At 66.7% G+C, this 14852-nt stretch carries 13 protein-coding genes; 5 read left to right on the top strand and 8 right to left on the bottom strand.

Annotation, left to right across the window (positions count from 1 at the left end; translation table 11 throughout):
* The 8 genes from can to ACI766_RS25400 all read right to left on the bottom strand — a co-directional run bounded on the left by can (position 1) and on the right by ACI766_RS25400 (position 6998).
* Entirely contained in the window at positions 1-648 is a 648-nt protein-coding gene (can, locus tag ACI766_RS25365; protein WP_003095021.1) for a carbonate dehydratase, read from the bottom strand.
* Positions 649-709: 61 nt separating this feature from the next.
* Positions 710-1948, bottom strand: a complete 1239-nt coding sequence (locus tag ACI766_RS25370; protein ID WP_003113524.1) for a C69 family dipeptidase — start codon at positions 1946-1948, stop codon at positions 710-712.
* A gap of 198 nt (positions 1949-2146) precedes the next feature.
* Positions 2147-2599 carry a ribosomal protein S18-alanine N-acetyltransferase gene (gene rimI / locus ACI766_RS25375; RefSeq protein WP_003095025.1) on the bottom strand — a complete coding sequence of 151 codons (453 nt, stop codon included), beginning with the start codon at positions 2597-2599 and terminating at the stop codon, positions 2147-2149.
* Positions 2596-3297: a hypothetical protein gene (locus ACI766_RS25380; RefSeq protein WP_003141633.1), complete on the bottom strand. Its 702-nt coding sequence runs from the start codon at positions 3295-3297 to the stop codon at positions 2596-2598. The genes rimI and ACI766_RS25380 overlap by 4 nt, the downstream gene beginning before the upstream one ends.
* 259 nt (positions 3298-3556) lie before the next feature.
* Positions 3557-4093, bottom strand: coding sequence for a DUF6160 family protein (locus tag ACI766_RS25385; protein WP_003141635.1), 537 nt, complete (start codon positions 4091-4093; stop codon positions 3557-3559).
* A 30-nt stretch (positions 4094-4123) separates the two neighbouring features.
* The gene (locus ACI766_RS25390) at positions 4124-5143 is read right to left on the bottom strand and encodes a hypothetical protein (RefSeq protein ID WP_023086668.1); all 1020 of its coding nucleotides are present in this window, start codon (positions 5141-5143) and stop codon (positions 4124-4126) included.
* A 1-nt stretch (position 5144) separates the two neighbouring features.
* Positions 5145-6191, bottom strand: coding sequence for a DUF6160 family protein (locus tag ACI766_RS25395; protein WP_003106143.1), 1047 nt, complete (start codon positions 6189-6191; stop codon positions 5145-5147).
* A gap of 204 nt (positions 6192-6395) precedes the next feature.
* Complete coding sequence (locus ACI766_RS25400) at positions 6396-6998, bottom strand: hypothetical protein (protein ID WP_003095035.1); 603 nt, start codon at positions 6996-6998, stop codon at positions 6396-6398.
* Between the two features lie 284 nt (positions 6999-7282).
* On the opposite strand from ACI766_RS25400, the gene mksB reads away from it, so the two are divergent.
* The 5 genes from mksB (at position 7283) to ACI766_RS25425 (ending at position 14787) form a co-directional block, all read left to right on the top strand.
* Positions 7283-8581 carry an Mks condensin complex protein MksB gene (gene mksB, locus ACI766_RS25405; protein WP_003095037.1) on the top strand — a complete coding sequence of 433 codons (1299 nt, stop codon included), beginning with the start codon at positions 7283-7285 and terminating at the stop codon, positions 8579-8581.
* A complete protein-coding gene (mksE, locus tag ACI766_RS25410) occupies positions 8571-9266 on the top strand; it encodes an Mks condensin complex protein MksE (RefSeq protein ID WP_003095041.1) in 696 nt (231 codons plus the stop codon). The genes mksB and mksE overlap by 11 nt, the downstream gene beginning before the upstream one ends.
* The gene (gene mksF / locus ACI766_RS25415) at positions 9263-12109 is read left to right on the top strand and encodes an Mks condensin complex protein MksF (RefSeq protein ID WP_003106141.1); all 2847 of its coding nucleotides are present in this window, start codon (positions 9263-9265) and stop codon (positions 12107-12109) included. Before mksE ends, mksF begins: the two co-directional genes overlap by 4 nt.
* 111 nt (positions 12110-12220) lie before the next feature.
* The gene (locus tag ACI766_RS25420; protein ID WP_003095046.1) at positions 12221-13228 is read left to right on the top strand and encodes an iron ABC transporter substrate-binding protein; all 1008 of its coding nucleotides are present in this window, start codon (positions 12221-12223) and stop codon (positions 13226-13228) included.
* Between the two features lie 20 nt (positions 13229-13248).
* Positions 13249-14787, top strand: coding sequence for an ABC transporter permease (locus ACI766_RS25425; protein WP_003161946.1), 1539 nt, complete (start codon positions 13249-13251; stop codon positions 14785-14787).
* The last annotated feature ends 65 nt before the right edge of the window (positions 14788-14852 follow it).

Genomic DNA, 14852 nt, shown 5'->3' on the forward strand with positions numbered 1-14852 from the left:
TCAGCAGCAACCGCCCAGCGGACTCAAGCGATACTGCGGCGGCAACTGGTCGAGGCCGCTGACGGTGACGTTGAGGTTCTTCCACAGGCCATCCTTGATCCCGTAGATGCAGCCATGCACGGACAGCGACTGGCCGCGGTGCCAGGCGTTCTGGACGATGCTGGTGTGGCTGACGTTGGCCACCTGCTGGATCACGTTGAGCTCGCAGAGGCGGTCGACGCGCTCTTCCTCGGTCGGCAACTGCTCCAGGTGCTCGCGGTATTCGTAGGCGAGGTCGCGAATGCTGCGCAGCCAGCCGTCGATCAGGCCGAGCTGGTCGTTGTGCAGGGAGGCGCGCACGCCGCCGCAGCCGTAGTGGCCGGTGACCAGGATGTGCTTGACCTTGAGCACGTCGACGGCGAACTGGATCACCGACAGGCAGTTGAGGTCGGTGTGCAGCACGACGTTGGCGACGTTGCGATGGACGAACAGGTCGCCGGGCAGCATGCCGACGATTTCGTTGGCCGGCACCCGCGCGTCGGAGCAGCCGATCCAGAGGTACTCGGGGGTCTGCTGGCGGGCCAGCTTGGCGAAGAAGTCCGGGTCTTCCTGCTTGATCGCTTCGGCCCAGCGGACGTTGTTCTCGAACAGTTGCTGCAAGTCGCTCATGGCATGCCCCTCGTTTGACCGGTGCAGCACCTTACGGAAGGCGATGCCCGTTTGACAAGCGTCACAGCGCGGCGTGGCTACGCCACCAGCGCTGCTGCGCCAGCGGCTGCATGGCGACCTGATCATGCCAACAGGCGTGCCAGGCTGCGGCATCCTCTGCCAGGCGCGGCCAGTCGGGCTGTTCGAGGTCGGCGAAGAGTTCCCGTTCCAGCCAATCGCGGCCGCTGCGCAGGAGCCGGCGGAAGGCGCGGTCGGTGAGCGCGCGGCGGTGCACCGCCTCGAAGCGCCACCAGGGGGACTCCTGTACCGCCTCGCGCGGCTGGCTGAGCACGGCGGCGCCGGAGGCCGGATCGAAGGACAGCGGCTGGAACAGTCCCAGGCACGGCGCCGAAGTACCGGTGGCGGCCAGCAGCGGGCCGTCGTCGCGCAAGCGGGCGACCAGACTGGCGGTGGTCTGCGAAGGCCGCCAGAAGCTGCCGGCGTGCATGCATACCTGGCGGTTGTTGTGGCGGCGGAAGTGGTCCCCGCGCGGGCCATGGTGGCGCAGCGCGGCGAACAGCGCGTGCCAGTCCGGCTCACCAGGCAGGCTGTCGAGGAAGCGCTGGTTGATCCGACAGCGCCGGTGCGCGCCGCCGACCCAGGGTAGCAGGCGGGTGTCGAAGACCCGCGCGAAGTGGAAGTCGCCGCGACCATCCCAGCAGCCCTGGCGGCGAGCCTGGTCCTCGAGGTCGCGGCTGCACAGGTCGAATTCGTGGCCAAGGGTCAGGGCGTTGGAGATGGCCCAGCGCTCGACCTTCTTCGCCGCCCACAGGTTGCCGGCGGTTTCCAGCACCCAGGCTTCGCCGGGGTCGGCGATGAGGAAGCTGTTGTCGTAGCGGATGCGCTTGTCGCGGTAGCCGGCCGGGCCGCCCTGGCCGTAACGCTGCAACAACCCGGTGATCACCTCTAGCGCCTCGCGGGCGCTGGCGCCGCGCTCCAGTCCCAGGCGCAGCAGGTCCATGCCGAGCAGCGCGGTGCCGCGCTGACGGGTCAGCTTGGTGAACACCGCTTCGTTGCCGATGGCCACGCCGTGCTCATTGACGCCCATTTCCGCGCCCCAGATCCAGCTCGGCTGGCTGATCACCAGCGCATGTCGCTGGGCGGTCTGGGGAATGTCGAGATAGGTGGTGCGCAAGCGCGCTTCCGGATCGTTGCGCACCGCCGGCAGGCGCAGCAGACGCTGCGGTTCGGCGGGCTCGCGGTCACTGTTCTTGGCGAACCAGGTCTGGCCCTGGTGGCGAAGGATCAGGGTGTCGCACATGGGGGGCTCCAGTCTGCGCATCCTGCCACCGGCCGCTGTCGACCTGACTTCGCACTCCCGCGAAGGGTTACCGCATGAAGGGACCTGCCTGCGGTATGCAGGCGAGAATCGGAATGCTGGTAAGGGTACGGCGGTGCCAGAAGGCCAGCCAGCTACTCCAAGTGATAGCTAGTTGCCGGCAGGGAAGCGGAGCAAGCCTCAGTCGAACAGGGTACAGGCCATGACCAGGGCGTCTTCGCGCCCGCCGACGGCGGGGTAGTAGTCGCGACGGCGGCCGATCTCGTTGAAACCGTAGCGTTCGTAGAGGCGGTAGGCGGCCTGGTTGGAAGCGCGCACTTCGAGGAAGCATTCGCGAGCCTGGTGGCCGGCCGCCTCGCGCATCAGGTGTTCGAGCAGGCGCAGACCGAGGCCACGCCCCTGGCTTTCGGGCTTCACCGTGATATTCAGCAGGTGCGCCTCGTCGAGGATGATCTGGATGACGCCATGGCCGACCTGCTGGCTACCCTCGAACATCAGCCAGCAATGGTAGTTCTTCAGGCCTTCGCTGAAGATGCCACGGGTCCAGGGGTGGCTGAAGGCGGCATATTCGATTTTCAGCACGGCATCGAGGTCCGCCTCGGTCATCGGGCGGAAGGAAATCGCATCGCTCATTGAATCTCGCTCGACCAGCGCTGACGGACACGGCGCATGGCGCGCCACAGCTCGCCCTTGAGGGCGGGTTCTTCCATGAGGGCTTCCAGGCCTGGCACGGCCCAGGTTGCGCCCAGACCGTCCACCTGCAGCTCGCGGAACAGGCTGCCCTCGTCGCCCTCGCCGGCGAAGCGGATCGCCGGCAGGCCGACCAACCACAGGCAGCGGCTACGCTCGCTCTCCTCCATGCGCGCGGCGACGAAGCTCTGGACGAACTCCAGGGCCGCCTGCGGCCCCTGGTCGAGGTTGCCGCGCGCCAGCAGCGGCCAGCGTACCGGTTCGCCGATCAGCCGCGGGCTGTCCGGCAGGCCGGCGGCGCGCAGCAGGTCGCGCAGCAGCAGGTAACCCGGATCGCGGCTGGCGAAGGGTTCGCCGGTGGGCAGTTCGACCAGCAGGGTGCAGGAGCCCGCCTGCAGCAGTTGCAAGGCGAAGCGCGGCGGCGGGGCCTGGACCGCCGGCGGCTCGGCCGGGGCCTCTTCGACCGGCGCGACCGGCTCGGCTTTCTTCGCCGCCGGGGCGCCCGGCTTCGGCAGGCTGATCGGGATCCCGCGGCCTTCCACGGGCGCGGCGGGAGCCACGCTCGGCGCGCTGGCCGGCGCCTCGGCTTGCGGGACGCGGGCCTGCGGCGCATCGATCGCGGCGCGCGCACGCACAGGCACCGCCGGCTCTTCCCGGGGCGGGGTCTCCAGCAACTCCGGCCGCGAGGGTGCGGCGAACGGCAACGGCTGGCGGGGCAGCCAACTGGTTATCTGCATCGCGCCCAGGAAGGCGCGGCGACGCTGTTCTTCGATCAAATCTCGGGCACCGGCAATTAGGCGATGCGCGGGGACGGTTTCGCCCCCGGCGTTCAGGCAGGCAATGATAGCGGTTCTTCGACCTCGGCGGAGCGGCTTTGTCCCGCCATGCGACGGTTCGCCCTCAACGCGGGGCGACGGTGAAGATATTGACGTTGCCCTGCAGCTTGAGGGTGCCGTCGATGCGTGCGCTGACCAGGTTGGTCTGCACCAGCCCGGGATCGGTACCGCGCGCCTTGTTGGCGCCAGCGATGGTGAAGCGCAGGTCCTGGAAGCTGGTGTCCTTCAGGCCGACGCGCAGCACCGGGCGGTTGAAGGCGGCGCCGTCGCCGCCGAAACCGTCCTTGATGGTCACCACGTCCAGGGTGACTTCGTCGAAGCTGAACTTGCCGCTGATATCGTCGATCACCAGGTAGTTGTTGCCGCTGCCGGCCGGCTGGATCGCCAGGCGCGCGCCGCAGCCGCCGGCGCAGCGCGTCTGCGAAGGATTTTCCTGGAGATTGAGCGAGGCGCTGATGCTGATCCCGGCCTGGCCGACCACGTCGTCCAGATCGCTATCGCCCAGCGAGCGCAACTCGGCCCCGGCCGATGCGCTGAACAGCAGCGCCAGCGCCGCGAGGATGCCGATGCCGCCTGCCAGTGGATGAGTCTGCTTGGCCATGTGCTGCGTACCTCGTTTCCCGCCGCCACCTCAGAGGTTGTGCGACGTCACCTTCAGGTAGTTGAAGCTGAGCCCGGATATCTCGTTGCGGCCCATGTTGTAGCCGCCGGTCGGTACCTGCCCGTAGCCTGGCCGGGTACCACCGATGTTGAGGTTCTCGATCACCAGGCTGGTGCGCGGCGCATTGGCGTAGAAGTCAGCGGCGTTGGCCAGGGTCAGCTTGGGCAGTTCGAAAGTGAAGTTGCCGTCGGCGGTGACCGAGAACAGCAACGGCTGCGACTTCCCGTAGCCAAGCGCGACGCTGGCATAGGCGTTGGTCAGGTAGACGGTGCGCGCGGCCTGCTCGGCGGCGCTGACGCAACTGGGCGAGCCAGCACCGCAGGACATGATCTCGAAAGTCTTGGCGTAGAGGTTCAGGCGCATCTCGCCAACCAGTTGGCTGCGTGCGTTGGCGCCCCAGAAGCGCAGGTAGGAACCGTCCATCGCCAGTTCGGAGAAGTCCAGGTTGAGCACATCGGTGCGCGTGGAAGTGACGCCGAAGTCGAAGCGGATGCCGGCGTCGACCTTTTCGCTGGCCCGGCTCGAGCAGTTGCTGCCGGCACCGGCGTAACCAGCGATGCACGGCTGGCCGCCGGCGCCGCTCACCAGGCTGGGGAAAGCCAGCTCGATCACGTCCGCGGTGTCCGGCAAGGTGCTGACCACCCGCCCGTCGTCGAGCTGGGTGGTCAGCACCGAACCCTTGGCCAGACTCAGCTTGAACGGGAAATTGAGACGGCCGAGAGTCACCGGCGCCAGGGTGCTGCCCTTGTTGCTGCCAGTGGCGGCGACGTACAGCTCCTTTACCGTGATCGGCACGTTCTGCCCGGTGGCGGTGTTGGTCACGCCATTGATCGCGATGGTGGCCTTGTTGCCGTCGACCATGGCGCTGTCGAGGACGAAGCCGATGCCGGCACCCTGCACGTCCGACAGTTGCTCGTCGTCGAGCGCTGTCATCTCGGCATGGGCGAAGGGGGCGGCCAGCAGGGCCGCGAGCAGGCAGGCGCGACTCATCTCAGCAGCCCTTGTTCAGGCCGCCCAGGCAGGTGTCCTGCCGTGGAATGCCATTGAAGGCCTGACCGAAGTCGACCTTGATCGGCGCCGTTCCATCGGCGTTGCGCGACATGTTGAGGAAGGCACCGGCCAGCGCGGCGACCAGCTTGGAGGGATCCTGCTGGTCGCGCCACTGGACGTTCTGGCTCTGCATCGAGATGAAGAAGCCTTTCGACGAGTCGATGAAGTTCTGCGCGTTGTTCGGATCCACGGTGCCGATCGGGAACGACTGGTACTGGGCCAGGTTGAAGCATGTCTGGGCGCCCATCAGCTTGCAGTCGTTGGAGGTCAGGAAGGGCAGCAGGACGTTCACCAGGCTGCCGATGATGGTGCTGTCGTGCATGTCCAGGGCCGTGCCGTTCTTCAGGCCGATCATGGCAGCGCGGATCGGGTCGGGGTTGCCGGAGCTGTTCACCAGCTCTGCCTGGGCGGTGTACTGAGAGCTGCCGGTGAGAGTGATGGCGGTCTTCGCCGCCAGGCAGTCGAGGGCCAGCAGGCCGCAGGAAATGCTGCCTCCCAGTTGGCTGCCGGTGCCGTACAGGTCCACCGGCACGTTGCCGGTGAGGGTCTTGATATCGCCCGAGAGGTAGCCCTTGGCTTCGCCGAAACCGATACGGATGCCGACCATCTTGCTGCCGTCGTAGGCGAACTCGATGTAGGGATTGCTGATGAGGAACGGGTTGATCGCGCCGGTGGTGTCGTTGACCGTGCCCAGGGCGAAGTTGTCGATGGCGATGTCGGCACTGCCGGCAAGCTCGCCGCTGCGGTTGTACTGGCCCAACTGCAGCTTCTTCATGTTCAGTTGGGTCTCGATGTCGGCGCCGAAGTTGATGCGGGTGAAGTTCAGTCCGTTGGCGGCGTCGGTGGTGAGGTTGATGAAGGCCTGGCCGACCACGTCGGAAAGCTGGTCGTCGTCCAGCGACTCCATCCTCGCCTGGGCGGTGGCAGCCAGCAGACCGGCGCCGCAGAACAGCGCGCAACGCAGCAGGAAGGGCAGACGACGGGACATGGGCTCACCTCTTGTTCTTCTCGTGGCCGACGGCAGAGACACTGCGACCTGTAGTCACTATAGAAAGCCCCGGGCGAATCGGGGCCGACCCATAGTCGAGAAAAACCGGCGAACGACGCGGTCGCCGCGCTCGCTGCAGCGGATGAGCGGTCGCTCGGCCAGGATGGATGTTACCCATCGTCACACGGGGGTAACGTCAGCCTTTCACTGCTGGCGGAACAGGCCGATCAGATGGTCGGCGATGGCGCCCTTGATGGCGTTGAGGCTGAGCAGGGAGTGTGCGCTGAGGCGGGCGGGGTTGATCCGGTGCAGGTGTAGCGAGGGCATGCGCGCTTCGTACTCGCGCAGGTCGCCCTTGACCAGGATCGGCAGGAACACGTCGTCGTGAGCCTGGTAACGCTGGATCAGCAGTTTCAACCCTTCCTGGAACGGCAATTCCTTCGACGCCACCAGGCGGTGCTCGCCGGGAATCTTCAGGTAGAGCCCGCGATAGCCCATGGTCTCGCCCGGCAGGATATGGATCCCGGTGGGCTCCACCGCGGCCAGCGGGATATCGTGGAAGGTGTCGTGCCAGGCCTGCTCGCTGGGCAGGATGGTGATGCCGCCATGGTCGCTCTCGGGAATCACGAAGCTGTAGTTGCTGTAGAGCTTCTCGACATAGGCCGAGTAGATGCACAGGCGGTTCTCGAAACGTTTGAGGAAGGCGATCGCCTCGCTGCGGTTGGTGATGGCATCCAGGTCCCAGGCAAGGTCACCCTGGTTCTGCAGTTCGGCCCAGCGGGCCTCGGCGTAGGCGGCGTCGTTCAAGAGTCGGCATTCATTTGGAATAGACAGGCCAGGGGACTTCAGCAGAAAGCGTGCCAGCCCCTGGAAGCCCCATTCCCCGGACCAGGCGGGGCAGGAAAGTCCTTACGCAGTCATAAACTGCCGCTTTTCGACACTTCGGTGATAGCCAGATGCCATCCACCGATACCGGGCCCGTACCTGCGCCGCAGACGTGTCGACGGCCTGCATCGCACTCATCGGCGGCGTCTGCGTCGCCCGTGCCTTTGCAGTACAATCGGCGCTTTTTCCACGGACCGGCCCTCCCGATGATCGACCCCCGACGCGTACTGCGTGCGCTTGCCGAACACTGGGCCCTGCTCGAGCCTCTCTGCGAGCGCTTCGATGCCGGCACCCTGAGCCTGGCGGAACTGCGCAGCCAGTTGAACACCCAGTTACCGGAAAGCAACCCGGCGGAAATCACCGCCCTGCTCGACCAGTGGATCCGCCTGGATATCCTGGTCCCGGTGGCCAAGAGCCCCAACCGTTTCGAGCTGAACGCGCAGATCCACGACTTCCTCGCCTACCTGCGCCACGAGCATCGCCTTGGTCTGTGCCTGGAGATCGAGGCCTACCTGCGCCATCTGGAGCGCCTCGCCGGGTACATCCAGGACGCCTTCGAGACCCGCGACAGCCAGGACCTGGCGCGCCAGCTGCGACTGCTCGACATGCGCGTGCGCGATGTACTGAAGAAGCTCGGCAATGACGAGCAGGCACTGATCGGCGTGGCCGAGCGGGCCAAGACCAGCGACCGGCAGATTCCCCTGGCGCAGCGCTACGCGGAGGTCCTGGCGACCTGGGACGAGTACGTCGAGCCGATGATCCAACTGGTCAGCGCCGACGGCGCCTTCGAGCAGGGCGTGCGGCGGGTCGAACAGGTCCTGCTGCGCCTGCTCGGCGAACAGCAGCGCCTCGGCCACCTGGTCGACGACGACCTGGTGCTGCGCACCCACGCGCGCATCCTCGAGATGCAGACCAACGCCCAGCTGACCTTGCGCCGCGCCCGCGAATTATTGCTGCCGCTGCGCGAGGAAGCGCGCCGGCACAACGCGGTGACCCGTGGCGCCGCCCTGGCGCTGGCGGCGATCCGGCGCAAGGGCCTGGATGCCGTGCCGCAGGCGGCGATGCCGCTGTTCACCCGGCCGCAGAGCACCTTCCTCGGCACCGCCTCGCAGGTCGAGAGCTACGTCTTCGCCCTCGCCCGCTTCGAGCCGAAGCCGGCGCAGTTCCCCAAGTCCAGCGGCACGCGCAAGAGCAACGGGCCGGCGCGACCACCGCGGACCGCGCGGGAAATGATCGAACGCTGCCAGGCGGCGCTGCCGCTGCCGGACCTCATGCAATGGCTGCTGGCCCAGGAACCGGACGGCGCCACCGACGAGTTGCTCTACTGGTTCTCCCGGCTGTCGCGCGACGCGCGCTTCCAGCGCGAACGCCTGCAACGCCGCGAGTACGAAACCACCGAACATTGCGTCAGCCTCTGCTCCTTCGCCCTGAACCCCGCCGCCAAGGACAAGGGCCAGGCCAGGGACGCAGACACCCTTTCCGCGAGCGAAACCCATGCATCTTGATCTCTCCGAACTGACCCAGCTCGCGCCAATCTTCCGCGAGCTGTTCAAGGGCTACCACATCAGCCACCGCGACCCCGAGCTGTACACCCAGCTGTCCTCGCACCAGGACCAGTACCGCGGCCTGTTCCGCGCCATGGGCTTCGAGCTGGTCTGCGACACCCGCGGCTTCTACTACTTCGTCCCGGAGCAGGTCGGCGCCCAGGTGAACAAGACCGCCCAACGCCTGGCGCTGTTCACCTTCATCCTCGTCGAACACCTCGCCGACCAGGGCCGCGACCCGCTGTCCGTGCTGGACGGCGGCAGCATCGGCCGCGAAGAGCTGCCGCCGCTGCTGGAGAAATACCGCGACCTGTTCCTCCAGGCCGAGGTGCAGACCCAGGAAGAACTGGAAGAGAAGGTCATGCGCCGCCTGACCCAGCTCGGCTTCGCCTCCGAGGACAGCGGCGTGTACCGCTTCATGCCGCCGATGCACCGTTTCCTCGACGTCTGCCTGTCGGTGCAGCAGGACCGCAACCTGTCCGCCAGCCTGCACGCCGACCTGCCGTTGCAGACGCCGGTGCTGGTCGATGACGGCGAGATCGAACCGCTGATGGCCAGCGACGAAGAATTGTCCGAAGAGAGCGAGGAAGACGCTCTCGCCCGCGCCATCGCCGAAGAACACGCGCAACAGGAGGCTGACGCATGAGCCAGACCCGCTACGGCATCCGCCGCTTCGCCCTGCTCAATACCGCCGGCTACAGCCTGGGTATCTTCCCGCTGGAAAACCCGCTGTCGATCTACGGCGCCAACAACCTGGGCAAGAGCGCCTCGATCAACGCCCTGCAGTTCCCGATCCTTGCCCGCCTGTCGGACATGAGCTTCGGCAAGTACAGCATGGAGCAGTCGCGGCGCTTCTACTTCGCCTCGGACACCAGCTACATCCTCCTCGAACTGATGCTGCCCCACGGTCCGCACGTGATCGGCGTGGCCGGGCGCGGCCCGGGCGGCGGCTTCGGCCACCAGTTCTTCGCCTACGCCGGCGAGCTGAGCCTGGACCACTACCAGAAGAACGGTACCTGCCTGCGCCAGCGCGAGCTGTTCGCCAACCTTGAGCGCGAAGGCATCAAGGCCTACGAGGTGAAGCCGGAAGAGCTGCGCCGCCTGCTGGTCGGCGGGCACACGTCGATCCCGCTCGACCTGACCATGATCCCGCTGCGCTCCACCAGCGAGCAGAGCCTGAAGACCTTCCGCTCGCTGTTCATCAACCTGCTGCACATGCGCGAGATCACCGCGGCCAAGCTCAAGCAGCTGTTCCTCGACGCCTTCGAGCACAGCCTGCGCTCGGGTAATGTCGACTACATCGCCGCCTGCGAGGAGGCCTTCCGCGACGTGCGGCGGATGGAGCAGGACTACCAGGCGCTGGTCGCCGCCGGCCCGCTGGTGGAAGCCCTGGCCAACGGCGTGACCCAGCGCGACGTACTGCGCGGCAAGATGCACCGCCTTTCACCGCTGCTCGACAGCCTGCTCGGCACCTGGCACGACTACGCCGGGGCGCGCCGCGAGGAACTGCTGATCCAGCACGAGCAATACCGCGCCGAGCAGGACGGCCTGCAGAACGAACAGCGTGGCGGCACCCAGGAGCTGATGCGCCTGGAGCGCGAGATCGCCGGCATCCAGCGCTGGCTCGGCGAGCTGTCGGTGCTCAAGACCCGCTTCGCCCTGGTCGACGACGCCAAGGTCCTCGAACAACAGCTGCTCGCCGCCAAGGATGCCCACGACGAACTGGCCGGCGCCCTGGCCCATTCGCGGCAGTTCTCCAGCGAAGACCTGGAAGAGCGCCTGCGCGACCTGGAAAAACGCCTGAAGAACGTCCGCCAGCAGCTCGAACACGCCGACAACAACAGCTACGCACGCCTGCGCGAGGAGTTCAGCCAGCAGGACGTGGAACGCCTGATGCGTCTGTTCAACGGCGCGCTGTTCAGCCTGCCGCTCGGCGAGAACGGGGTGAACCTGGATGACGGCGACGTCTGGGTGAAGAGCGTCGAAGCCATCCTCGACCACTTCAAGGGCGAGCATTTCGAAGCCCCTGGCCTGAGCATCGACCTGTCGCACATCGAACCGCCGGCGTTGCAGGCCCTGGCCGACCGCGCCGCCCTGCGCGACCAGAAGGAGCGCCTGGAGAAGGAGCTGAAGCAGCTCAAGACCCAGCAGAGCGTCGCCGCCGACCGCGCCGCGAGCAAGGCCCAGGCAGAGAAGCTGTACCAGGACGTGCTGGATGCGCAGAAGGCCCTGGAAGACTTCCGCCGCACCCAGACGCTGACCGCCGAGGAGCCCGAGAAGCTCGCCGAACTGGCCCAGCTGGAGGCGTCCCAGGACGAACTCAAGCGCTCCAGCGACGCCTTCGCCGAGCGCGTCCAGCAACTCTCCGCGCGCCTGCAACTGGTGGCCCGGCAACTGGGCGACCTGGAGGCCAAGGAGCGCACCCTGGAAGATGCCCTGCGCCGCCGCCAGCTACTGCCGGCCGACCTGCCCTTCGGCACGCCGTTCATGGAGCCGGTGGACGACTCGCTGGACAACCTGCTGCCGCTGCTCAACGACTACCAAGACACCTGGCAGGCGCTGCAGCGCATCGACGGGCAGATCGAGGCGCTGTACGCCCAGGTGCGCCTGAAGGGCGTCGCCAAGTTCGATAGCGAAGACGACACCGAGCGCCGCCTGAAGCTGTTGATCAACGCCTACGCGCATCGCCAGGACGAGGCCCTGACGCTGGCCAAGGCGCGCCGCGCGGCGGTCACCGACATCGCCCGGACCCTGCGCAACATCCGCAGCGACTACGACAACCTGGAACACCAGTTGGCCCTGTTCAACCGCGAGATCAACAAGCGCCAGGTTTCCAACCTGCAGAGCTTCCGCATCGTCCTCGCGCCGAACAAGGATGCGCTCAAGCACATCGACCAGATCATCCACAGCGCCGGCCAGTACGAGGAAGGCGAGAACCTCTCGGTGTTCGACCTGACCCAGAGCGCCGAGCAGGACGCGAAGAACGAGGAGGCCAAGGAATACCTGGCCCGCCTGGTCGCCGCCAACCACAACCAGTTGGGCCTGAAGGACCTGTTCGAACTGGCCTTCGAGATCACCAAGGTCAACGGCCAGCCGATCATGCACACCGACATCGACGGCGCCGCCTCCAACGGCACCACCATGACCATCAAGGCGCTGACCAACATGTACCTGTTGCTGCACCTGATGGACCGCGAGCAGGCCGGGCGCGTGCGCCTGCCCTACTACCTGGACGAGGCGGCGGACATCGACGAGCGCAACCAGGCCGCGCTGCTGGAGACCAGCCTGCAACTGGGCTTCGTGCCGATCCTGGCGAGCGTGAAGCCGCAGGTTTCCGCACACGTGGCGATCGACCTGGAAGGCGGTAGCGGCCCGAACGGCATCTATATCGACGAAGCGGACTGGAAATACATCCGTCGCCGGGATGCCGCCGCCAGCGGCGAAACCCGCGCAGCCAGCGAGCCGGAGGAAGCCGGCGAACCGGCGTGAAGCGTCTGCCACGGCCCTGCCTGACAGGGCCGTGGACTTTTCCGATAGGCCCGAGGCTCCCGCGAAGATATAATTGGTTACATTCGCATTTGTAACCCACGGGGAGAATCCATGCCTGTTCGACTTCTCAACCGTTTCCGCCACGCCGCCCTGGCGTGCCTGCTCGGTTCGCTTTCCCTCAATGCGGCGGCCGATCCCGTCACCCTTACCCTCTACAATGGCCAGCACGCCGCCACCGGTATCGCCATCGCCAAGGCCTTCCAGGACAAGACCGGCATCCAGGTGAAGATCCGCAAGGGCGGCGATGGCCAACTCGCCAGCCAGATCACCGAGGAAGGCGCACGCTCGCCGGCCGACGTGCTCTACACCGAGGAATCGCCACCGTTGATCCGCCTGGCCAGCGCCGGCCTGCTGGCCAAGCTGGAGCCAGAGACCCTGGCCCTGGTCGAGCCGGAGCACGCCGGCGGCAACGGTGACTGGATCGGCATCACCGCCCGCACCCGGGTACTGGCCTACAACCCGAAGAAGATCGACGAGAAGGATCTGCCGAAGAGCCTGATGGATCTTTCCGATCCGTCCTGGTCCGGCCGTTTCGGCTTCGTGCCCACCAGTGGCGCCTTCCTCGAACAGGTCGCCGCAGTGATCAAGCTCAAGGGCCAGGAGGAAGCCGAGGATTGGCTGACCGGCCTGAAGGCCTTCGGCTCGATCTACACCAACAACGTCACCGCCATGAAAGCCGTGGAGAACGGCGAGGTCGACATGGCGCTGATCAACAACTACTACTGGTACACCCTGAAGAAGGAAAAGGGCGAGTTGAACTCGCGCCTGCACTACTTCGGCAACCAGGACCCGGGCGCGCTGGTCACCGTCTCCGGCGCCGCGGTGCTCAAGTCCAGCAAGCACCCCAGGGAAGCCCAGCAGTTCGTCGCCTTCATGCTCAGCGAGGAAGGCCAGAAGGCGATCCTCAGCCAGTCCGCCGAGTACCCGATGCGCAAGGGGATGCAGGCCGATCCGGCGCTGAAGCCGTTCGCCGAACTGGACCCACCGAAACTGACCCCGGCCGATCTGGGTGAGGCCAGCGAGGCCCTCAGCCTCGAACGCGACGTTGGCCTGAATTGATCGGCGCCGCCTCCACGCCCGTGCGCCTGCGCACGGGCTCGCGCCGGCGAACGCCATTCTGGCTGCTCCTGCCGGTCCTGCTCCTCGCCCTGCTGGCCAGCCTGCCGCTGCTCTACGTCGCGGCCAAGGCCTGGGACGCCGGCTGGCACAGCGCCTGGCAACTGCTCTGGCGCCCCTACGTATTCCGCTTGCTGGGCAACACCCTGTGGCTGATGTTCGGCGTGACCCTGCTCAGCGCCCTGCTCGGCCTGGCCCTGGCCTGGTGCGTGGAGCGCAGCGACCTGCCGGCGCGGCGCTTCTGGAACGTGGTGCTGTGCCTGCCGTTCGCCATCCCCGCCTTCGTCAGCAGTTTCACCTGGGTTTCGCTGAGCCCGATGTACGAAGGCCTCGGCGGCGCCATCCTGGTCATGACCATGTCCAAGTATCCGCTGGTCTACCTGCCGGTAGCAGCGACCCTGCGCGGCATCGATCCTTCCCTGGAGGAGTCGGCGCGGATGCTCGGTCTGTCGCGGCGCCAGGTGTTCCTGCGGGTCACCCTGCCGCTGCTGCGCCCGACCCTGGCCGCCACCGGACTACTGGTGGCGCTGCACATGCTGGTGGAGTTCGGCGCGCTGTCGATCCTGCGCTACCAGACCTTCACCACAGCCATCTACCAGGAATTCGAACTGGAGTTCAGCAACGCCACCGCGGCGATGCTCTCCTCGGTACTCCTGGCACTGTGCTTCCTGCTGCTCTGGCTGGAGTTGCGCATGCGCGGCCGCGGCCGCCTGGTACGCACCGGCCAGGGCAGCGCGCGGCGGGCCGAACGGGTCCGCCTGGGGCTTGGCAAGTGGCCGATCCAGGCGCTGCTGGCGACGCTGGTGCTGGTCGGTACCGGTATCCCCCTGGTGATGCTCGGTTATTGGCTGTACGAAGGCTCCTCGGCCAGCTTCCCGCTGATGGAAATCGCCTCGACCCTGCTTTCCTCCCTGTCGCTGGCCTTCGGCGGGGCCCTGCTCAGTTGCCTGCTGGCGCTGCCGGTAAGCATCCTGGTGGTGCGCTACCCCGGCGCCCTGGCGCGCTGGACCCAGCGCCTGCCGTACCTGCTGCAAGCGTTGCCGGGACTGGTGATCGCACTCTCGCTGGTGTACTTCTCGCTGCACTACCTGCCAGCCACCTACCAGACCACCGGCTTGCTGCTGGTCGCCTATGCCCTGCTGTTCATGCCGCTGACCCAGGCACCGATCCGCGTGGCCCTGGAAAAGGCCTCGCCGCAGTTGGAGGAAGCCGCCCGCACTCTCGGCCAGACGCCCTTGATGGCCTTCCTGCGGATCACCCTGCCGATCATCTCGCCGGCCATCGGCGCCGGCTTCGTGCTGGTGTTCCTCGACACCATGAAGGAACTGACCGCCACCCTGGTGCTAGGTCCCACCGGGCTGTCGACCCTGGCCACCTCGGTCTGGGTGCACACCGCCAACCTGGAGTACGCTGCCGCCGCACCCTACGCCGCGCTGCTGATCCTGATCTCCGGCTTGCCGGTGTACCTGCTGACCACCCGGGCGCATCTCAGCACTCACTGACACCCACTTCCCAGCAGGCAGGCATGAACGAAAACGCCGCTTACCCAGGTAAGCGGCGTTTCTTT

It is taken from the genome of Pseudomonas sp. DL (assembly GCF_047199225.1).
Taxonomy (GTDB): Bacteria; Pseudomonadota; Gammaproteobacteria; order Pseudomonadales; family Pseudomonadaceae; genus Pseudomonas; species Pseudomonas aeruginosa.